Annotated in this window: 15 protein-coding genes; 9 read left to right on the plus strand and 6 right to left on the minus strand. The window is 58.0% G+C overall.

All coding sequences use genetic code 11. The features are described 5' to 3' along the window. Positions 1–214: 214 nt before the first annotated feature. The 3 genes from O3648_RS03535 to O3648_RS03545 all read right to left on the minus strand — a co-directional run bounded on the left by O3648_RS03535 (position 215) and on the right by O3648_RS03545 (position 5,006). Complete coding sequence (locus tag O3648_RS03535; protein ID WP_279740312.1) at positions 215–1,561, minus strand: RNA polymerase sigma factor; 1,347 nt, start codon at positions 1,559–1,561, stop codon at positions 215–217. Positions 1,562–1,953: 392 nt separating this feature from the next. Continuing rightward, positions 1,954–3,819 (minus strand): metal-dependent hydrolase, encoded by a 1,866-nt coding sequence (locus O3648_RS03540; RefSeq protein WP_279740314.1) that lies wholly within the window; start codon positions 3,817–3,819, stop codon positions 1,954–1,956. 281 nt (positions 3,820–4,100) lie between these two features. Beyond that, the gene (locus tag O3648_RS03545) at positions 4,101–5,006 is read right to left on the minus strand and encodes a PAC2 family protein (protein ID WP_279740316.1); all 906 of its coding nucleotides are present in this window, start codon (positions 5,004–5,006) and stop codon (positions 4,101–4,103) included. A 448-nt stretch (positions 5,007–5,454) separates the two neighbouring features. On the opposite strand from O3648_RS03545, the gene O3648_RS03550 reads away from it, so the two are divergent. The 3 genes from O3648_RS03550 to sucB all read left to right on the plus strand — a co-directional run bounded on the left by O3648_RS03550 (position 5,455) and on the right by sucB (position 10,613). After that, entirely contained in the window at positions 5,455–6,951 is a 1,497-nt protein-coding gene (locus tag O3648_RS03550; RefSeq protein WP_279788845.1) for a leucyl aminopeptidase, read from the plus strand. Between the two features lie 432 nt (positions 6,952–7,383). Continuing rightward, the gene (gene lpdA / locus O3648_RS03555) at positions 7,384–8,769 is read left to right on the plus strand and encodes a dihydrolipoyl dehydrogenase (protein WP_279740318.1); all 1,386 of its coding nucleotides are present in this window, start codon (positions 7,384–7,386) and stop codon (positions 8,767–8,769) included. Positions 8,770–8,960: 191 nt separating this feature from the next. After that, entirely contained in the window at positions 8,961–10,613 is a 1,653-nt protein-coding gene (gene sucB / locus O3648_RS03560) for a 2-oxoglutarate dehydrogenase, E2 component, dihydrolipoamide succinyltransferase (protein WP_279788843.1), read from the plus strand. A gap of 177 nt (positions 10,614–10,790) precedes the next feature. On the opposite strand, the gene O3648_RS03565 is transcribed toward sucB, so the two are convergent. After that, a complete protein-coding gene (locus tag O3648_RS03565) occupies positions 10,791–12,452 on the minus strand; it encodes a peptidase (protein WP_371568463.1) in 1,662 nt (553 codons plus the stop codon). A 142-nt stretch (positions 12,453–12,594) separates the two neighbouring features. Between O3648_RS03565 and lipB the strand changes: the two genes are divergently transcribed. The 5 genes from lipB (at position 12,595) to budA (ending at position 18,596) form a co-directional block, all read left to right on the plus strand. Continuing rightward, on the plus strand, positions 12,595–13,350 hold the full coding sequence (lipB, locus tag O3648_RS03570; protein ID WP_279740324.1) for a lipoyl(octanoyl) transferase LipB: 756 nt from the start codon (positions 12,595–12,597) through the stop codon (positions 13,348–13,350). A gap of 164 nt (positions 13,351–13,514) precedes the next feature. Beyond that, entirely contained in the window at positions 13,515–14,522 is a 1,008-nt protein-coding gene (gene lipA / locus O3648_RS03575) for a lipoyl synthase (protein ID WP_049354315.1), read from the plus strand. Positions 14,523–14,730: 208 nt separating this feature from the next. Beyond that, positions 14,731–15,447: a DUF4191 domain-containing protein gene (locus O3648_RS03580; protein WP_279740327.1), complete on the plus strand. Its 717-nt coding sequence runs from the start codon at positions 14,731–14,733 to the stop codon at positions 15,445–15,447. A 314-nt stretch (positions 15,448–15,761) separates the two neighbouring features. Beyond that, entirely contained in the window at positions 15,762–17,186 is a 1,425-nt protein-coding gene (gene glnA / locus O3648_RS03585; protein WP_371568467.1) for a type I glutamate--ammonia ligase, read from the plus strand. Positions 17,187–17,846: 660 nt separating this feature from the next. Then, positions 17,847–18,596 (plus strand): acetolactate decarboxylase, encoded by a 750-nt coding sequence (gene budA / locus O3648_RS03590; RefSeq protein ID WP_371568469.1) that lies wholly within the window; start codon positions 17,847–17,849, stop codon positions 18,594–18,596. A 92-nt stretch (positions 18,597–18,688) separates the two neighbouring features. Here the strand turns inward: budA and O3648_RS03595 are convergent, their stop codons facing one another. Beyond that, on the minus strand, positions 18,689–19,117 hold the full coding sequence (locus tag O3648_RS03595) for an HIT family protein (RefSeq protein WP_279740332.1): 429 nt from the start codon (positions 19,115–19,117) through the stop codon (positions 18,689–18,691). Between the two features lie 54 nt (positions 19,118–19,171). Beyond that, entirely contained in the window at positions 19,172–19,849 is a 678-nt protein-coding gene (locus O3648_RS03600; RefSeq protein ID WP_371568471.1) for an MBL fold metallo-hydrolase, read from the minus strand. Positions 19,850–20,006: 157 nt separating this feature from the next. Here O3648_RS03600 and O3648_RS03605 point away from each other — a divergent pair, with 157 nt between their 5' ends. Continuing rightward, positions 20,007–20,471, plus strand: coding sequence for a Fur family transcriptional regulator (locus O3648_RS03605; protein WP_371568474.1), 465 nt, complete (start codon positions 20,007–20,009; stop codon positions 20,469–20,471). The last annotated feature ends 167 nt before the right edge of the window (positions 20,472–20,638 follow it).

Consider the following 20,638-nt stretch of genomic DNA (forward strand, 5'->3'; position numbering starts at 1 on the left):
AGCATCGTCCGCAAGCCGTCGCTCCAACCGCATATAAGTAACAGAAAAGGCTCTCCGGTATCTCGGAGAGCCTTTTCTGTATGTGCAACTAAACCTTACGGCGTAGCCGGTCACGCAGAGCGGGGGCTCCGTCCTCAAGGCGCTCAGCGCCGCAGAGGGGGCACTCCCCCGCGAGCGGGAACCGGCTAGGTCCGCTCAAGCTAGGTGATATGTCCTAGTCCAGGTAGTCGCGCAGTACCTGCGAACGCGACGGGTGACGGAGCTTAGACATGGTCTTGGACTCAATCTGACGGATTCGTTCGCGAGTCACGCCGTAGACCTTGCCGATTTCGTCGAGGGTCTTGGGCTGGCCGTCGGTCATGCCGAAGCGCATTGCGACCACGCCGGCTTCACGCTCAGAGAGGGTGTCGAGCACGGAGTGGAGCTGTTCCTGCAACAGAGTGAAGGACACTGCGTCTGCGGGTACGACTGCTTCGGAGTCTTCGATGAGGTCGCCGAATTCGGAGTCGCCGTCTTCACCGAGGGGGGTATGCAGGGAGATGGGTTCGCGGCCGTACTTCTGGACTTCGATGACCTTTTCGGGGGTCATGTCGAGTTCCTTGCCGAGTTCTTCGGGGGTGGGTTCGCGGCCGAGGTCCTGGAGCATCTGGCGCTGCACGCGGGCGAGCTTGTTGATGACCTCTACCATGTGCACGGGGATGCGGATGGTGCGAGCCTGGTCTGCCATTGCGCGGGTGATGGCCTGACGGATCCACCAGGTTGCGTAGGTGGAGAACTTGAAGCCCTTGGAGTAGTCGAACTTTTCGACAGCGCGGATGAGGCCGAGGTTGCCTTCCTGGATGAGGTCGAGGAAGAGCATGCCGCGGCCGGTGTAGCGCTTGGCGAGGGAGACAACGAGTCGCAGGTTGGCTTCTAGCAGGTGGTTTTTGGCTCGCTTACCGTCGTGGATGACCCAGCGCAGGGCTTTTTGGAGGTCTTTGTCCATGTCGGGGTTTTCGGCGAGCTTGTGTTCGGCGTAGAGGCCTGCTTCGATGCGCATGGCGAGGTCGACTTCCTGCTGTGCGTTGAGCAGGGAGACTTTGCCGATTTGCTTGAGGTAGTCCTTGACGGGGTCGGCGGTTGCGCCGGGGGTGACGACGCGCTGTGCGGGTGCGTCGTCTTCGTCGTTTGCGGTGAGGACGAAGCCCGAGCCCTTGGCTGCTACTGCTTCTGCGGCCTTCTTTTCTTCTATTTTGGCTGCGGTTTCTTCGTCTTCTTCGTCGATTTCGTCTTCGCCGTCGGTGGTTTCGAGTTCTTCGTCGAGTCCGAGGTCGAATTCGTCATCGTCGCTCTTTTTGCGGCGGCCACCGGTCTTTCGCTTGGTTGCGGTTTTGGTGGTAGTTTTGCGGGTGCGCTTGGGCTTGTCTGCCTCGGTTTCGGCGGTTGCACCGGTGGTGTCTTCGGTTGCCGCTGCGGCTTTGGTGGTTGCCTTCTTGGTGCGGGTGGTCTTGGTGGTGGTTTTTGCGACAGTTTCTTCGGTTGCGTCGCCGGTCGCGGTCTTCTTGCTGGTTGCAGGTGCCACTAGAACCCTTTCTGGCTTGTGGTGGGGTGCTTTGTCTGCAAAACACCTAAGACCCTGTCAAGTCTGCGCTGGCGTCCTCGGTCAGGGTGTTTGCTGCGTTTGTCCGGTTTAACGCTGTGGGGGCGGGTTTTATTCCGCGTGCGTTGGGCGGTTTGCAGGGTTCCGTTGCTCGTTGTGTAGAGCGGTTTGAGGGCGCGTTGTAGCGCATTGACTGTACGGGGTCAATATATAAGTATTGCAGATTTTTGGTGGCTTTCAACTTGACGCGCTGTTTGGGTGGCTTGTGGACCTGGTTTTGGGTGGGTGCGGTTGTGGGAGGGAGGAATCAATAGGAGGGGCGTGCCCGGTGGCGCGCCCCTCCCCTGTTTGCACCTCGCTTTTAGGTACCGGTTTTAGGGTTTTCGGGGTTTGAGGGCACTGATAGGTTCGCGTCGTGTTCCGGGTTCGCCGCAGATGGTGTGTTTGATCCAGTCTGGTAGGTTTCCTGCGTTGAGGTGTACATCGAGGATATTGAGGTCCTTTCCGAATGTGTGGCGGCAAGCTTCATGGCGGAGTAGGCGGGCGTAGGTGCTGTAGCCCTTGTACCAGTTGGTCCAGGCTTGAGTGTTGCGTAGTGCGGCGTATTCTCCGTCGGTGCTGTGGGGTGTGAGCAGGCTGGTTAGTAGTTCGAGTGCGTTGAGGCGTGCCCAGTAGGGGCTGTCTAGTTTTCCTTTGAGGGCATTGAGGTAGTGGGTGTAGGCGGCGTGGTGTTTGGTGAGGTATTCGCTGGTGGTGCAGCTTTCGTCGATTCGTTGTTGGAGGTTTTCGAGTTTGTTGTGGTCGTTGGGGTGTTCGTCGAGGCGCGGGAGCACGTCGCGGCTGATGGCGTTGAGTTTGGCGGCGCTGGCGTGGTCGGCGGGGGTGAGGTTTTCGAGTGCCCAGTCGTTGAGGTTGGTGTGCTTGATGCTGCGGTTCTGCTGAATGGTGCCGCTCTGTTGGATAGTACGGTGGGTGCGGCGGATCCAGTCTTGCCATTGCACGCATTTTTCGGGCACGGCGCGTACGTATGCCTGTTCGATGCCGGGGGCGGTGCTGAGTGCATGGGTGAAGCTGGCGGGTATATAGGTTTTGCGGGTGATGCGGGTGCCGTAGTGGGGTGGTTCGAGCGGCGCGGGGTTGGGGCTAGTGCTGGGGTATTCGCCGCCGAAGGCGTGGTAGGTGTATTGGGCGGAGTAGTGCAGGTAGGCGAGCGCTTTTTGGGCATGGTTCAGCCTGTAGCTGGCGAGGTAGGTGAGCATTTCGGCGGTGATGGGGTTGAGAGTTACCGGTGCGATGGAGGCGCGTAGGTGCCCGGCGACTTCGGCGGGGATGAGTTCACGGAGTGTATCACCGATGGTGGGCACGTCACTGGTGGTGGGGTTGCCGGTGTTATCGACCGGGTGGGTGGCGAGCAGATGCGCGGCGGCGTTGATGGCGGCGTCCCAGTAGCACAGGTCGATTTGGGCTTGGCGGTAGATGGTGCGGATGCTCTGGCGGGCTTCGTCATGGCGGGTGGTGTGGGTCTGGTCCCAGAGTTCTACGGCGTTTTCCCAGTCGTGGCGGGTTTCAGGGTTGGTTGTGGGGTCGGTATCCCAAGGGCTGTGGGCGTAGTTGTGTTGGGCGGTGTCTGCGATGGTGTCGCCGTGGCGGGTGAGCCAGGTGTAGTAGTTGCTGTGGCGGATTTCTTCGATGGGCGCGAGGAGGGTGAGCGCTTGCTGTTCGGGGTTAAGCGCCCAGATACTGGCGCCGCCTGCGTAGATGACGTCTTCGCAGCGTAGTTCGCTGACGATGCGAGGGTCGTGGAGCAGGTGGAGCCATGCATTGATGGGGGTTTGTGTGTCGACGTCCTGTTGGATTTCTTCAATGGCGGCCAGTTGTGCGGTCTTGGAGTGCAGTTGCCGTTGGCGTACAGTGTTGTCGCCGTCGATAATGATGGCGTAGAAGCGGGTGAGGGTTTCGCCGTTGTGACAGGTGGGGAGTTTGGTGAAGGTTTCGTGCAGGAAGTCGGCGCGTTCACTGTGGGGGCAGGGTTCGTCGGGTAGGTTGACGCGCAGGCTGGGGCCGAGGGTGTTGTCGGTTGCGGTGAGGATGATGAGTGAGCGGTCGGGCCAGTAGCCGTGCTGGTGGAGGGCGCAGCTGAGCACGTCGTATTCGTTGCGGATGGGCGGGGGCGTGTCGTAGCTGCCGTGGAGGTGGTTGTTGTTAGGGGTATTGCCGCTGGAGATGTTGTTTGCGTTCATGCTTTCACGGTGGCATGGTTTACGTGGGTGCGCAGATCATACAAATAATTCTGTGGATACTTCGGTTCATGTGTCCGAAGGTTCCACAGATTTATTCGTATTGTTCGTTTGTGCACCGAGGTTTGTCCACAGCGGTGCGGGGTGCCGCGTCATAATCTGTCACACACTATCTGACGGGCGGTATTCGAAGGGCCAGATGGTAGCCCTGAGCCAGGTTCGTGGCGGGTACCCCTCCACTCCCCTATGACTCGCGCCCCCGCAGTCTCCTCTACTGGACGCACCTATTGTTCGTCGAGGAACCGTTCGAAGAGCGCACCAATCTCATCGCGGCTGGGCACGTTGTGCGCATCGCGTCGCGAGAGGGGAACCGCAATGTCGGAGGTGCGGAAGTTCTCGTCGTAGTTCTCTTCCATGGTCGTAATCATCCGACCGATTTCGGGGTTCTGCTTGACCTGATCGTTGATCTGACTATGTACGTGGCGTGCGGCTTCGCGCAGGTTCTCGGTGGGTAGGGAGAGGTGCGCTGCCATACCCACGTGTTCGAGGGCAGTTAGGGTGCCCTGCGGCAGGTCCGCCTCCGAAATGTACTGGGGAATGTTCACTCCGAAGCCGACGGTGTCGATTCCGTTTTCAGTGAAGAGCACTTCCAGCAGGTTGGTGACGGTTGCGTGTACGTCCGCGCTGGGCTTCCACGGGGAGATGCCGCGAATCAGGTCCTTGCGGGAGCCGTGCGCGGTAATCGGGAAGGGGCGGGTGTGCGGCACCGGCATGGGGAATGCGGAAACCAGCACGACCAGGGAGGGCTTGACCCGCTGGGCGATGGTCAGCACCGCCTTTTCGAAGCGCTGCCACTGCAGATCCGGTTCGGCGCCGGTGAGCAACAGGAACGGCTTGTCGAGGCTATCTTCTGCGGCGTAGAGCTTCAGCTGCGGGTATTGCGGCTTTTCGAAGTGGTCTTTTTCGTAGCGGATGTAGGGGCGGCGGGCACGGTAGTTGTGCAACTGATCGCTGTCGAACTCGACGATTTCAATATTTTTGAGTTCGCTGAGCAGCACCTGTCCGAGCTGGCCTGCCGTGGAGCCTGCGTCTTGCGGGCTGGAAAGGGCGATGATGAGGGTTAGCCCGTGCATCCTGGGGTCGTCCAATATTTTGGTGTTGGCTAAGTAGAGATCTTCGGGGTTGAGCATTACGCCTCCTCACTTCTGTCTAGTTCGCACCGTGTTCGGGGTGGGGTTAGTGTTTCTGCCGGCACCCGAGGTATTGGGGCGAAGGGGCGTCTTCTGTTATCTGACGCTTTCCGTAGTCTTTCATTTTATGCCACTACCGCCCTGTCTCGACAGTGTGCGGACTTTTCTCGCAGTAGGTGAACTTGTTTGGTGTCTCGTCGACGTTCTTAAAGCGCCGCAGCTCCGCTTCTTGTGCATTTTTCTGTTCTGCCAGCTGTTCAGGGTGAGAGCTGAACCTCACACCCTCCTACATATCCGTGTAGAGTAGAAGCAGTAGTCCGCGCGGCTTTGCGCGGCGGTATTCATCCTCACTCGTCGCGGGCCTACAGTTGAGTTTTTCGGGCGCGAGGATTCGGGCGCGAGGATGTGCCCCCCATTATTTTGAGAAGACATACGCAAAGGAGTAACGATGTCTCTGTCTCTGTCTATTCACAGCACTGACCTTGAGGCGCTTGAAGCAGACGTTCTGGTTCTGGGCGTTCTGAAGGGTTCGGACGGCCCGTACCTGGCGCCGAGCTCCCTGTCTGAGGACTCTTTTGAGGGTATTAACGAGCTGTTGGAGGCGCTGGGCGCTTCGGGTGCCCCCGATCAGCTGCTGCGTCTGCCCGCCCTTGAGGACACCGGGGCCGGCATTGTGGCGCTGGCGGGCCTGGGCTCTGATGCTGCTGAGGGTCAGGAGCGCCTGGATGCTCTGCGTTATGCTGCCGGTTCTGCGGCTCGTCAGCTGGTTGGTTCTGCTGAGGAGATTGCTTTTGATTTCGGTGTTTCTTCGGTAGAGGAAATTGAGGCTATTGCTCACGGCGCTGTGCTGGGTAACTTCGTTGAGGAGGGTCTGCGCGGCAAGACTAAGGATTCGGTCAAGGAAGAGCTCGATTCCATTCTGATTGTTTCGTCTATTGATCAGGATGAGGCTGAAGAGGCTCTGGTGCACGGCCTGGTTCTGGGCGAGACCGCTAAGGACGCTCGCCGACTGGTGAACCTGCCTCCGTCGCACCTGTACCCGGAGACTTTCGCTGAGTTCGCTGCTGAGGTTGCTGAGGATTACTTGAACATTGAGATTGAGCTTTTCCACCACGACCGCCTGGCCGAGGAGGGCTTTGGCGGCATTTCCGGTGTTGGTCAGGGTTCACCGCGCAAGCCGGTTCTTGCCGTTGTAAAGTACACCCCGGAGAACCCGAAGGCTCACGTTGCTCTGGTTGGTAAGGGCATCACCTTCGATACCGGTGGTAACTCGCTGAAGCCTGCCGCTTCGATGATGACCATGAAGTGCGATATGGCTGGTGCCGCATCGGTTCTGAGCGCTGTGGTTGCTTCCGCGGAGCTGGATATTCCGGTTGCTGTGACCGGTTACCTGTGCTTGGCTGAGAATATGCCCGGCGGTCATGCACTGCGCCCGGAGGACATTATCACCATGCGTGATGGTCGCACCGTTGAGGTGCTGAACACTGACGCTGAGGGTCGCCTGGTCATGGCTGATGGTATCGCTCTGGCTTCTGAGTCGAACCCGGACGTCATCCTGGACATCGCTACCCTGACCGGTGCCGCTATGGCTGCTCTGGGTCTGCGCACTGCTGCTCTGCTCGGTGACGAGGAGATTCGTGGCCGCGTGATTGCAGCCGGCGCTGCTGCGGGTGAGTCTTACTGGCCGATGCCGCTAGAGTCCTATCTGCGAAAGAGCCTGGAGTCCCCCGTTGCCGACCTGAAGAACATTGGTTCCCGCTACGGTGGCGCGCTGACTGCGGGCCTGTTCCTGAAGGAGTTTGTGGGCGAGGGCATCCCCTGGGCTCATCTGGATATTGCAGGCCCCGCGTTCAATGAGGAGTCCCCGTACGGCTTCACTCCGAAGGAAGGCACCGGTTTCGGTACCGCTACCCTGGTGAACTTCATCGAGTCGTACGCTAAGTAGTCTGCTTGGCTAGGCGTGGCTCCTAGCTGGCGCATCCTAACTGGTGCTCCTTATCTGGTGCACGGCCGCACAGCATAGAGCAGATCTGAGGAGGGCTTTCCTGTATTTCTATCGGGGAGCCCTCCTCTTTGTTTTGTCTTGTTCTTGACTGCGTTATATGTTCCGACTGTGGTGGTGCTGTCATCTGACTGTTTTATGACCCGCCCTTTTCTTGCGTGGTGAAAAATTTGCGGTGTTTAGGCGATTAATCGGCTAAAACCGCCCTGAGTGAACTTAAACGACCCTCAACGGGGGTATTGTTGTATTAAGTGTTTTTCTGCGTGCGCGGAGAGGCGCGCAAGTTTTTCGAGCTCGCGGGCCTTTCGCGCATGCTGAGGAACCTACCAGTAAATTGGTAAAGAACTCATTGCAGGGGTTTCAGCCCCAACAACTATGCAAGGGAGCAATATCGTGGCTCAAGAATTCGACATCCTCATCCTCGGCGGCGGTTCCGCTGGCTACTCGGCAGCTATTCGCGCACGCCAGCTAGGCTTCACCGTCGGTCTGATCGAGAAGGAAAAGGTCGGCGGCACCTGCCTGCACACCGGCTGTATCCCCACCAAGGCGTACCTGCACGCTGCTGAACTGGCTGAAGAGGCACGCGAGGCGTCCAAGGTTGGCGTTAACGCTGTACTGCAGTCCATCGAGATGGGCAAGGTTCGCGATTACAAGGACGGCATCGTCTCCGGTAAGTTCAAGGGTCTTGCGGGCCTGCTGAAGATGAAGGGCGTAGAGGTTATCCCCGGCGAGGGTAAGCTGACCGCTCAGGACACCATCACCGTCGGTGGTGTTGAGTACAAGGGTAAGAACATTATCCTGGCATCCGGCTCGGTCTCCAAGACCTTTGGTCTGCCCATTGAGGGTCGCGTTCTGACCTCCACTGAGGCGCTGGAGATGGACTACCTGCCCAAGAGCGCTATCGTGCTCGGTGGCGGCGTGATTGGTTGCGAGTTCGCATCCATGTGGAACGCTATGGGTGTTGACGTCACCATCATCGAGGGCCTGCCGAACCTGGTTCCCAACGAGGATCCGGCCATCATCAAGGTTCTGGAGCGTGCGTTCAAGAAGCGCGGCATCAAGTTCAACACCGGCACCCTCTTCGAGAAGGTTGAGCAGGACGCTAACGGTGCTAAGGTCACCCTGGCTGACGGCAAGGTCTTCGAGGCAGAGATTGTTCTGGTCGCTGTTGGTCGTGGCCCGAACACTGCAAACATGGGCTACGAGGAGCAGGGCATCCCCATGGATCGCGGCTTCGTCTTGGCTAACGAGCGCCTGCACACCGGTGTTGGCAACATCTACGCTGTTGGCGACATCGTCCCCGGCGTTCAGCTGGCTCACCGCGGTTACCAGCAGGGTATCTTCGTTGCAGAAGAGATCGCTGGCCTGAACCCCACCATCGTTGAAGATGTCAACATCCCCAAGGTCACCTTCTGTGACCCGGAGATCGCTTCCGTTGGTTACTCCGAGCCCAAGGCTAAGGAGAAGTTCGGCGCTGAGAACGTTGAGACCGCTGAGTACAACCTGGCTGGTAACGGTAAGTCCGCTATCCTCGGTGCTACCGGCATCGTGAAGGTTGTCCGCCAGAAGGACGGCCCCATCGTTGGTGTTCACGCTATTGGTAAGCGCATGGGTGAGCAGATTGGTGAGGCTCAGATGTGGGTTGCTTGGGAAGCATTCCCCGAGGACGTCGCTAAGTTCATCCACGCACACCCGACTCAGAACGAGTCCCTGGGTGAGGCAGCAATGGTCCTGAACGGCACCCCGCTGCACAGCGCATAAATTTTGCTGACTGGCGTTAGCGCGTCAGCTTAGTATTGACGACCGTTGGTCGTTAGCGGTTGCGGGCGTATCCGCTGAACAACGCCCCCTATCCGGATGCGCGTCGACGTGCTTCGATGCATACGGCGCGCATCCGGGTCGCCGCTCACATTTTTCTAGTTCAAGCATTCACAAGGAGAACGGGAAAGATTATGTCCCACACCGTAGTACTGCCCGCACTGGGCGAGTCCGTGACCGAGGGTACCGTTACCCGCTGGCTCGTAGAGGTCGGCGACACCATTGAGGTTGACGCACCCCTGGTTGAGGTTTCCACTGACAAGGTTGATACCGAGGTTCCCTCCCCCGTAGCAGGCATTGTTGAACAGATTCTCGTCCCCGAGGATGAGGACGTCGAGGTTGGCGCTGCTCTGGCTATCATTGGCGACGGTTCCGGCGCTGCTGCACCGGCTGCTCCCGCAGCTGCTGCTCCCGCTCCGGCTGCTGAGGCTCCCGCAGCACCCGCTGCTGCACCGGCTGCTCCCGCAGCTGCTGCTGCAGGCACCGAGGTTCTGCTGCCCGCACTGGGCGAGTCCGTCACCGAGGGCACCGTTACCCGCTGGCTGAAGGAAGTTGGCGAGCAGGTTGAGGTTGACGAGCCCCTGGTTGAGGTTTCCACCGACAAGGTTGACACCGAGGTTCCCTCCCCCGTAGCAGGTACCCTGCTCGAGATTCGCATCCCCGAGGATGAGGACGCAGAGGTTGGCCAGGTTCTGGCTATCATCGGCGACGCTTCCGCTGCTGCTGCACCGGCTGCTCCCGCTGCACCCGCTCCGGTTGCTGAGGCTCCCGCAGCACCCGCTGCTGCTCCGGCCGCTCCTGCTGCTCCCGCTGCACCTGCCGCTCCGGCAGCTGCTGAGGGCGAAGCATACGTGACCCCGCTGGTCCGTAAGCTCGCTAAGGACAACGGCATCGATCTGTCCACCGTCAAGGGCACCGGTGTTGGTGGCCGCATCCGCAAGCAGGATGTTCAGGCTGCTATCGCTGCTAAGGGTTCCGCTGCTCCCGCCGCTGCTGCACCCGCTGCAGCTGCTGCTCCGGCTGCTGGTTCCGCAAAGGCACCGCACACCTTCGAGGTTTCCCCCAAGCGTGGCACCGTCGAGAAGACCGCACGTATCCGCCAGGTTATTGCAAAGCGTATGCGTGAGTCCCTGGACGTCTCCACTCAGCTGACCCAGGTCACCGAGGTTGACGTGACCCGCGTTGTTCAGCTGCGTGCAAAGGCTAAGGACGGCTTCGCTGCTCGTGAGGGCGCTAAGCTGACCTTCCTGCCCTTCTTCGTCCAGGCAACTGCTGAGGCTCTGCAGCAGCACCCCGCTCTGAACGCTTCCATGACTGAGGACTACAAGCAGATCACTTACCACGGCTCCGAGAACATCGCTATTGCTGTGGACACCCCCAAGGGTCTGCTGGTTCCGGTCATCAAGAATGCTTCTGACCTGGGCATTGCTGGCCTGGCAAAGGCTATTGGCGACCTGGGTGGCCGCGCACGTACCGGTGACATCTCCCCCGAGGAGCTGTCGGGTTCGACCTTCACCATCACCAACATTGGTTCCTTCGGTGCACTGTTCGACACCCCGATCATCAACCAGCCGAACGTTGCAATCCTCGGTACCGGTTCCATCGTGAAGCGCCCCATGGTTGTTAAGGATGTTGACGGTAACGACGTTATCGCTATCCGCTCCATGTGCTACCTGTCCCTCACCTACGACCACCGTGTGGTCGACGGTGCAGACGCAGGTCGCTTCCTCCACACCCTCAAGACCCGCCTGGAGGAGGCAAACTTCGAGTCTGAGCTCGGTCTCTAAGACCTGCAAAGACTCAAGGAAGTTTCCTTGTGGGGGTACCCTGATGGGTAGCCAAGCGTAACTTTCCGGGATTTGCCGGACAGCGAGCAAAAGGCGGCGGCTCCATCCATTTCGGTGGGTGGGGCCGCCGCTTTTGTTGTGTCCGCGGTTCTCGCAGTGTCAGTTACGCGGTGTCAGCTATGCTTGGATGGGTTCGGCACGGGCTATCTCCCAACCTTTCTCCCCGCGGTGCAGGTCGAAGATGACTTTCTGGCGAGTGACGCCGTTTTCTTCGCTGAGCTTACGGGCTTCTTGCTCAGTTTTATTGGCGCGGTAGCCGGATGCGGAGACCACCGCTATCACGCGGATATTCTCACTATCGCGGCAGAGTTCTTCGGCTGTATCTAGGGTGAGTTCTGCGCCGCCTCGCATGCGCCGTTCGTGGTTCCGCTGATCGATGAGGGCTCGTAGGATTTGTTCGCCCTTCGTTGTCTTGTCCTGTGCACTCTGATTCTGTGTTGCCATGCCGCCGGGTGCTTGCTCCCCCGCTGCGTTCATGGTTTGAGAGGATACGGGCTGTGCCGTTGCCGGGGCGTTCTGACCGTAGAGGGTGAACCCAAGAGGCAGCATAATAGCCCCCAGCGCGAGCACAGCGATGCCCAGCCACGCAGCCAGTCCCAATCGCTCGGTGGGGCGGGTGAACGCACCACGTAGCATCATCGGGCGGGATGCATCCGTCGCATTTGCTTTCTTTGGGGCGGGTGTAGTCTTTACAGGGTTCTTTGTAAGGCTAGCCCCGGAGCTCGTTGCAGAGCTCAATGGTTTAGAACCTGCGACAGCTGCGAGCCCCAGCTTCTTCACGCGAAGCAAAGGTTCCGACAGGTAGCGTTGCGCCTTCTGAGCCTTTGAGAGCTTTTGCACCGGCGCAGGCTCCACAGCTGCGGGAATTAGGGCGCGGGCTCTTTCTGAACAGCTCAGGTACACGTTGAGTGGACGAGGCGGCACCTCCTCCGCGAGGGCGACCACGGAGCTGAGCCCTGCGAGCGCCGCCTCCTGGTCGGGTGCGTCAAGCAGGTATTCGAGGGCTCTACCGAGGCGCTCAATCCACTCGCTGCTGGGTGCTCCTTCGGGTGCGGTGCCGGTGGCTCCCATCCGCAGTGACACCATGCGCAGTGAGAGGGGTATGCGGGCAGCGGAGGGTTCCGGTGTGTGTCCGCATGCGGCTTGCCAGAGCAGGGCTGCTGCGGTGCGGGCGTAGTTGCCCCGAGCGGCGGTGAGCTGTTCCATATCTTGAGGAGCCGCTGCACGATAGGCCGCATCAGGAAGCAGAAGTTTGGGCACTCCGGAGGCGCTCAGAGCAATATATTCGGCGCTGAGTTCGGCGCGCCCCTCCCCTACCTTTTTGAGGGTGCCGAGCGCCTGGTGCAGGGTTCGCGCCAGGGTCATGATCTCGGCGGGTGTCAGTGTGCGAGCGCGCAGGAGCTTGTCGAGGGTGCCCGCGTCGAGGGGTTCGTACCAGAGGCACAGTCGATCGGTGCTATCGGCGCGGTCACCAGTAACGGCGTGGAGCTTGGCGAGTCCGGGCGCATTACGTAGGGCGGCGGCTACCTGTGGGGTCTGGGCGTGCCCTTGAGCAGATGCATCCGTGTTTTCCTCGAATCCATACCCGTTGAGTGCCGGCCGTAGAGCGGGAGCGGACAGGGCTGGCTGAGGAATGGTGCGCAGGGTGTAGCGTCCGGAGTGCGCAGAGATTACGGAGGGCGCACTCTCGGTAGCTTCACCCCGGTACTCGACAATCTGCAGAGTGGGTAGAGCCGGGTTGGCGATGCTTTCCAGAACGTGTGCTTCTTTGCTTATCATACCATTATGTTATCAAAACATATCAAATAATATCTTTAATCAAGCTAAAATACTTCAAGCACTCCATAGAATCTTATAGGTGGATTCAGGTATTTATCTACCTCTTCAACCCTCCTGCCCCTAAGCACACCCTCATGTAACATTGCGAGGTGTTCGCTCATCACGTGATTCAGGGCGCCCTAATTTTCTTCCCTCCACTAGCAGTACTAAGGTAGAAAGTATGTCTGTGACGATTGAACGCGTGGGCTTCGCCCCGAACTATGTGAACTATGTTGAGTGCCTTGACGAGCAGTACCGCATCCACGATGAGGTGGCTAACCGCACCCGCCAGAATACGATTCTTCTACTTGAGCACGAGGCAGTGATTACCGCCGGTAAACGCACGGAAGACCACGAGTATCCCGCAGACAAGTCCACCCCCGTCGTCAAGATTGACCGCGGCGGCAAGCTGACCTGGCACGGCCCCGGCCAGCTGACCGGCTACCCGATTCTGCGTCTGCCCGAGCCCATTGACGTGGTGGCGTATGTGCGTATCATCGAGGAAATCATCATTAACGTCCTGGCTGGTCTGGGCATTAAGGGTGAGCGCGTTGAGGGCCGTAGCGGCGTGTGGATTCTGGGCGACGGCATCACCCAGGACAAGAAGATTGCGGCACTGGGCATGCGCGTTTCGCGTAACACCACCATGCACGGCTTCGCAATTAACTGCTGCAATGACACTGCACCTTTCCAGCAGTTCATTCCCTGCGGTATTAGCGATGCTGGTGTTACCACCATTTCGGAGCAGCTGGGCCGCACTGTCACCCCCGCCGATATTTTGGTGCCGCTGGAGGCGGAGCTTCTGAAGTATCAGAACCGCTTGGCGGAGTCCTTCGAACCCGTGGCGGCGCAGGACTAAACACAGGGTTAGACGCAGCCAATAAGCATCGAACGGGCCATACACGTAACGCGTCCGGCTTTGTTCGTCATATACGACAATCAGTTTCACCTATGCCCAAGCGGGCGTAAAATAAAAGGTGGCCCACCTGCACAGAGGGCACACCGAGACCAAGGAGAAGACTTTTGAGCACCGCACCTGAAGGACGCAAGCTACTGCGTGTGGAAGCCCGCAACGCTGAGGTTCCCATTGAGAAGAAGCCTCACTGGATTAAGACCAAGGCTATTGTTGGCCCCGAATACAACGAGATGCGCGAGCTGGCTCGCGGTCAGGGTCTGCACACCGTGTGTGAAGAGGCTGGTTGCCCCAATATTTACGAATGCTGGGAAGACCGTGAGGCAACCTACCTGATTGGTGGCTCCGAGTGCACCCGTCGTTGCGACTTCTGCAATATTGCGACCGGCAAGCCCGTCGCTGTTGACTACGCTGAGCCGTTCAAGGTTGCTAAGAACGTGAAGGTCATGGGTCTGCGTTACGCAACCGTGACCGGTGTTGCTCGTGACGACCTAGAAGACGGCGGCGCGTGGCTGTACGCAGAGACCACCCGCCAGATTCACAAGATGTGCCCGAACACCGGCGTTGAGATGCTCGTCCCTGACTTCAAGGGTGTTCCCGAGCATGTTCAGAAGGTGATTGACGCTAAGCCTGAGGTATTCGCGCACAACCTGGAGACCGTCCCCCGCATCTTCCGTCAGATTCGCCCAGCGTTCCGTTACGAGCGTTCCCTGGATGTTATTACTCAGGCGAAGGAAGGCGGCATGGTCACCAAGTCCAACCTAATTCTGGGTATGGGCGAGACCGACGACGAGATTTACGAGGCGCTGTGCGATCTGCACGATGCTGGCTGTGACATCATTACCCTCACCCAGTACCTGCGCCCCGGTCCGCTCTTCCACCCGATTGAGCGTTGGGTGAAGCCACAGCAGTTCGTGGACTTCGCGAACATGGCTGAGGAGATTGGTTTTGCTGGCGTTATGGCGGGCCCGATGGTTCGTTCTTCGTACCGTGCAGGTCGCCTGTGGGCTCGTGCAATGCGTAAGAACGGCTACCCGATCCCCGAGAACCTTGCCCACATTGAGAGTGAGGGCGCAGCCCTGCAGGAAGCCTCCTCCCTGGTGGCTGCAGGCTACTAAGCCTTTTCAGAATCTTTCTGAGAGCGTTGAGGCTCCTCGAACCCGATGTTCGTTCGGTGTTCAAGGAGCCTCCCTTTATGCCCCGTACCTTGTGTGGGTACGGTAAACTAGAAAAATTGCAGGCTACACTGCATCGTTACGTCACTATGGTTCCGTGAGCGTTTGAGGCGCTTCTCGGGGCCGCGGAAGAACCAGCCGAGGAAGAATCGTGGCAGATAAGCGCGAAGAGAAGAAAAAGAAGAAGGAACGCACTCCGGGCACTTTCGCCCAGATGAAGCAGGTCTACCAGATGACCAAGAAATCCGACCCGAATATCGGTTGGATTCTGACTCTGTCGGCTTTGGGTACCCTTTTGGTTTTCCTCCTCATCGGTATTGCCCTGAATAACTGGATTACTTTCCTGATTCTGGGTCTGGGCGTTGCCGCTATCGTGGCGATGCTTCTGCTGGGTCGGCGCGCGCAGACTGCAGCTTTTGCTCAGATTGAGAACCAGCCCGGTCGTAGTGGTGCGGCGATGAACTCGGTGCGCCGCGGCTGGATTGTTGAGGAGCAGCCCGTTGCTGCGAACCGCAACCAGGATCTAGTGTTCCGTGCGCTGGGCCGTCCCGGTATTGTGCTGGTGACCGAGGGTCCTCACAGCCGTGTGAGTTCCCTGGTTAACACCGAGAAAAAGCACCTGAACCGTGTAGCTCCCGGCGTTCCGGTTCACGTGATTGAGACTGGTCACGAAGAAGGTCAGGTTGAGCTCAAGGACGTTGTGAAGACTATGAACAAGCTTCCGAAGGCGCTGACTCAGCAGGAGATGCAGGTTATTTCGGGTCGTCTGAGCACTCTGAACACGATGCGTAACCCGATGAATGGACTGCCTAAGGGCGTTGACCCGATGCGTGCTCGTCCTGACCGTCGTGCAATGCGCGGCCGCTAATTGAGGATTTTATGTAAGTGTGAAGGCTCTGGTTTTTCCTTTCGGGGAAACTCCGGAGCCTTTTACCATGTCCAGTGATTGTTCTCGCAATCAGGGTGTCTATCTGGTGCCTTGCACTGTGGGTTTGCCTTTGACGCAACAGCTTTCCAAGATTTGTAACATTACCGAAACACGATAGTCACGCATACGCAAAAAATAACCACTATCCTGGATATGTCACAGGGTTTTGCCCGCGACCAACACTAACATCAAAGATTGACGCGTTACTCGGGAGATACCCTCCCCTACGTTCAATCGCACAAGGAGCAGTCCTCATGTTTACCAGCCCCCAGGAAGTTCTCGACTTTATCAAGAACGAAGAAGTAGTCTTCGTTGATATCCGATTCACCGACATGCCCGGCGTGCAGCAGCATTTCAACTTGCCCGCTAAGGCAATTGATGACGATTTCTTCATCAACGGCCAGCTTTTTGATGGCTCCTCTATCCGCGGCTTCCAGGGCATTGCAGAGTCTGACATGCAGCTGATCCCCGATGTTCAGTCTGCGTACGTTGACCCCTTCCGCATTGAGAAGACCCTGGTCATCATCTGCTCCATCGTGAACCCCCGCACCGGCGAGCCCTACCACCGTGACCCCCGCGGCGTTGCTGAGCGCGCTGAGGCTTACCTGCAGTCCACCGGCATTGCAGATACCGCGTTCTTCGCATCCGAGGCTGAATTCTTTGTCTTCGAGGATGTCCGCTACCAGGTTGAGCCGAATTCTGTGTTCTACAAGATTGATTCCGACGAGGCTCCCTGGAACACCGGCCGCAAGGAAGAGGGCGGCAACCTGGGCAACAAGACCCCCGTCAAGGGCGGCTACTTCCCCGTCTCCCCTGTCGACAAGCAGGCTGACCTGCGTGACGCAATGTGCGTAGCAATGGACGAGGTTGGTCTTGAGGTTGAGCGTAGCCACCACGAGGTGGGCGCAGCCGGCCAGGCAGAAATCAATTACAAGTTCGATACCCTCACCAAGGCAGCTGACGATTTGCTGAAGTTCAAGTACGTCATCAAGGGCACCGCAGACGCATGGGGCAAGTCCGTAACCTTCATGCCTAAGCCCGTCTTCGGCGACAATGGCTCCGGTATGCACTGCCATCAGTCGCTGTGGCAGGACGGTGAGCCTCTCTTCTACGATGAGCGCGGCTACGCTAACCTCTCTGACACTGCACGCTGGTACATTGGCGGTCTGATTGAGCACTCCTCCGCTGTGCTGGCATTCACTAACCCGACCGTGAACTCGTACAAGCGTCTGGTTCCCGGCTACGAGGCTCCCATCAACATGGTGTACTCGCAGGGTAACCGTTCTGCCGGTATCCGCATCCCGATTACCGGTACCAACCCGAAGGCTAAGCGTCTGGAGTTCCGTGCACCGGACCCCTCCGCTAACCCCTACTTCGCGTTCGCTGCTCAGCTGATGGCTGGTCTGGACGGTATCCGTAACCGCATTGAGCCGCCGGCACCGATCGATAAGGACCTGTACGAGCTGCCCGCTGAAGAGGCTAAGGACATCAAGAAGGCTCCGGCTAACCTGGAGGAGGCACTGTCTGCTCTGGAGGCTGACCACGACTTCCTGCTCGAGGGCGGTGTCTTCACCGAGGACCTGATTCAGGCGTGGATTGACTACAAGCGTAAGAACGAGCTGGAGCCGCTCTCGCTGATTCCGCACCCGCTTGAGTACCAGCTGTACTACGGCGTCTAATTCCAGGCTTCTAGATTTGAGCTCTGAGCCCGGCCCCGCATAGGGCTACGTTCCGAATAGTATGCAATGGCCTATATGTTCCCTTGGGGGAGCATATAGGCCATTGTTGTGTGTTCTGATGGGTATCTGCAGGGATTCTGTGGAGTGCAGGCTCACCGAACCATTTTGGTGACGGTTCGTGTCTAATATTTATCTTCCTCGATGAGCTTCGTGTGTCTTAGTTGCGCTTGGAGTCGCTCTAAGGGCTAAGCTGTTGATGCTGGCGGTCCCTCCCTTTTTTGTTCTGCAACCGGAGGAAACATCAGTCTTTTTATGCCGTCAGCTCCCACCTAATAAATATTGGCAGAGGTGGGCAGGACAGAGGTCGGTATCGAGCATGTGGAGATGCTGTTGAAGCTCTAAAATCTCATAGCGGACGCAAAGAGCATGAGAGCATACTATAAGATACTATCTTTGCAGGTCCCGGAATTTTTCGCAGACAGGCGTACAATGAAAGTGCAAGCGTCCGGCCGGTGGCACCTCCGAATTCCGCGAGAAGCGACATCACATGGCCGTGTTCTCTCGACTAGGTATCCGGGTTTTTCATACACCGAAGCTAGTATCGCCGATGACCGACCGACCCGTCTGACGCTACTTCCAATGTCAACAAGGAGAATTCTCATGGCTTACCAGCCGACCATCCTAAACGGTGAAACTGTCTTCCGTAACGAAGTTTTTCAGACCGGTCTTATGTCCCAGCTGCTGGACGGTATTTATGACGGTGAGATGACCATCGGTGAACTCCTGAGCCACGGCAGCTTCGGTGTAGGTACCTTCAACGGTCTCGACGGAGAAATGGTCGTCCTCGACGGCGTCTGCTACCAGGTGCGTCACGATGGTTCCGTATCTATGCCGGATCTGACTCAGCAGACCCCCTACGCCGTGGTCACTAATTTTGTGCCCATGATTAAGCGTGAGCTACCGCAGAACCTGCTCCGTAAGTCTGCCTCGCAGATTCTGGATGACTTCACCGTCTCCAAGAACTACATGTACGCCATCAAGATTTACGGCGAGTTCGAATGGGTCCGCACCCGCACCGTGAAGAAGCAGGAAAAGCCCTACCCGAAGATGGTAGCCGCAACCGAAAATGAAGACATCGTCCAGTTTGACAACGTGACCGGTACGATTGTTGGTTTCCGTACACCCATCTACGAGCAGGGTATTTCGGTGCCGGGCTGCCACGCTCACTTCATCGACGACGAGCGCACCCGCGGCGGCCACGTGGTCGACTTCAAGCTGCGCTCCGCAAAGGTCGAGATTTGCCCCGGTACCGGTCTGCAGCTGCACCTGCCGCTGACCTCTGAGTTCTCCTCCGCTAATCTCTCCCCTGAGGATTTGGCAGAGCAGATTTCTAAGGCTGAAAAGCACTAAGCTCCCCCCCCCGGATATAGCAACGAAGGGGCTGCCCTCTACAAATCTGTAGAGGACAGCCCCTTCGTGTTTATACGCACTGTAAACGGCGCTTACGCCTCGGGCACAAACTCACCGTAACCGCGCTCGCGCAGGGCGGCACGCACCTTCTCGGCGGCCGCATCCAGCTCTTCAGTGGTTGCGTCCTTCTTTGCATTAGCCGGATCGTAATCAGCCATGCCGTCAGCTGGGAACAGGTGGATGTGGGTATGCGGCACGTCGAAGCCCGCAATCATCAGAGCCACACGGTCCTTATCAAACGCCTGATCCAGGGCACCAGAAATCTTGTGCGCTACAGCAAACAGGTGCGCTGCCAGTTCAGCCGGCAGATCGGGCCAACGGTCAATCTCAGCGCGGGGAACGAGCAGTAGGTGACCTTCCGACAGAGGCATGATATCCATGAACGCCACGCACTGGTCATCCTTCCAGACGAAACGACCCGGGATTTCGCCATCAATAATCTTAGTAAAAATCGTGCTCACGATACTCTCCTTCATGCGCCGTCATCAGCGCGTTTGAATCTCAAAATTCAGACTCTATGCCTGAACCTCAATACTCTCACCGGGGTTTAGATGCTTCAGCTCAGTACCGTACTTCGCACCGAAATTCGCCACCAGGCCCTCAATAATGCCGGTACCGTTCTGGTTAATCATGCCGTTGTGAATCGGAACCACACGCTGCGCGCCGGTCGCAATCACAAAATCGATGACTTCCTGAACCTTCGACCAGGGGGCATGAATCGGCACCAGGACGGTATTTGCACGCACCCGGTGAGGAACCACCAGTGAATCACCTGGGTGGTACACGGCACCGTTAATCAGGTAACCAACATTGGCGATCATCTGAATCAGCGGGTGAATCAGGGCGTGCTGACCGCCGTAGGTCTTCACCTCAAAACCGGGGATGCTGAACTCAGAATCAGAGGAAACAACGGTAACCTCGGCAGCAGGCACAGCCTCCTTAATAACCTGGGCGACAGCCTCGGGAGCCCAAATCTTCAACGGGTTCTGCGATTCGGCGCGCTGAGCAATCAGCGGCAGCACCGACGGTTCATCAAAATGGTCCGGATGCGCGTGGGTCACGAACAGGTAATCCGCGCCTTCCAGCACGGTGACATGTTCGCCTTCAACAGCAAAGTTACCGGGGTCAAGAACGAGGGTGTGCCCCTCATTCTCAAGGCGGATACATGAGTGGGTGTACTTCGTCATTTTCATAGTTTTAGTCTACCGTTAACCCTCATTCATGCCTGTTGGTGACTTCACCTTTTGGAATAAAGCGCAAATCACCCACCTTTTGAACGCCTCTAGTGTAAAGTCGTAAGACAAGATCGACCACACAATGGGGCGGAGGTCCGCCCCGAAAGGTTCAGCAATGGACACTCATATTCCCGTACGGAGAATTACGAAGCCCGCCGAAGCCCGAAATACCCGCCAGCGTCGCATCATCAAAGCGACCATGGAAGAGCTCGGCGATTTCATCTCAGCACAGGATCTGCACCTGATGCTCGCGAACCGCAAGGAACAGGTCTCTCTCGCAACCACCTACCGTGTACTGCAGTCGCTAGCTAACGCCGGCGAGATCGACTCGGTCAAGGGCATTGAAGGTGAGACCCTGTACCGCCACTGCCAGGTGAAAGATCACCACCACCACCTGCTCTGCCGCCGATGCGGCACCGCCATTGAGCTGGAAGCACCCGCCCTCGAGGACTGGGCGCTGGCGATGGGCAAGCAATACGGCTTCTCGGAGCTGGAGCATGTGGTAGAAGTGACCGGCTACTGCCCGGACTGCACTTTAGCACGTCGCCAGGAAGAATCGCAGGGCGGCGCTGCACGCTAATGTTGCAGGCTAAGCCGCAACCTCTAAGCCCCTCATTCTGAGGAGCTATCCCCATCCAGGGAAAACCTTCTCAACGAAGGAAACGGCGCCTTCAAAGATCTTTGACGCCGCGACAGCACGACACACAGGGCATCTGTACAAGACAACACCACACATACTAAGCCCCC

The organism is Rothia sp. 27098_8_161, assembly GCF_041432905.1.
Taxonomy (GTDB): Bacteria; Actinomycetota; Actinomycetes; order Actinomycetales; family Micrococcaceae; genus Rothia.

What these genes read in the sequence shown, in the direction of transcription:
- O3648_RS03540 (WP_279740314.1), bottom strand. Translation starts at nt 3,819, where the DNA reads ATGAACGCAAACAACATCTCCAGCGGCAATACCCCTAACAACAACCAC.
- O3648_RS03545 (WP_279740316.1), bottom strand. Translation starts at nt 5,006, where the DNA reads ATGCTCAACCCCGAAGATCTCTACTTAGCCAACACCAAAATATTGGAC.
- O3648_RS03550 (WP_279788845.1), top strand. Translation starts at nt 5,455, where the DNA reads ATGTCTCTGTCTCTGTCTATTCACAGCACTGACCTTGAGGCGCTTGAA.
- lpdA (WP_279740318.1), top strand. Translation starts at nt 7,384, where the DNA reads ATGCAAGGGAGCAATATCGTGGCTCAAGAATTCGACATCCTCATCCTC.
- sucB (WP_279788843.1), top strand. Translation starts at nt 8,961, where the DNA reads ATGTCCCACACCGTAGTACTGCCCGCACTGGGCGAGTCCGTGACCGAG.
- O3648_RS03565 (WP_371568463.1), bottom strand. Translation starts at nt 12,452, where the DNA reads ATGATAAGCAAAGAAGCACACGTTCTGGAAAGCATCGCCAACCCGGCT.
- glnA (WP_371568467.1), top strand. Translation starts at nt 15,762, where the DNA reads ATGTTTACCAGCCCCCAGGAAGTTCTCGACTTTATCAAGAACGAAGAA.
- budA (WP_371568469.1), top strand. Translation starts at nt 17,847, where the DNA reads ATGGCTTACCAGCCGACCATCCTAAACGGTGAAACTGTCTTCCGTAAC.
- O3648_RS03600 (WP_371568471.1), bottom strand. Translation starts at nt 19,849, where the DNA reads ATGAAAATGACGAAGTACACCCACTCATGTATCCGCCTTGAGAATGAG.
- O3648_RS03605 (WP_371568474.1), top strand. Translation starts at nt 20,007, where the DNA reads ATGGACACTCATATTCCCGTACGGAGAATTACGAAGCCCGCCGAAGCC.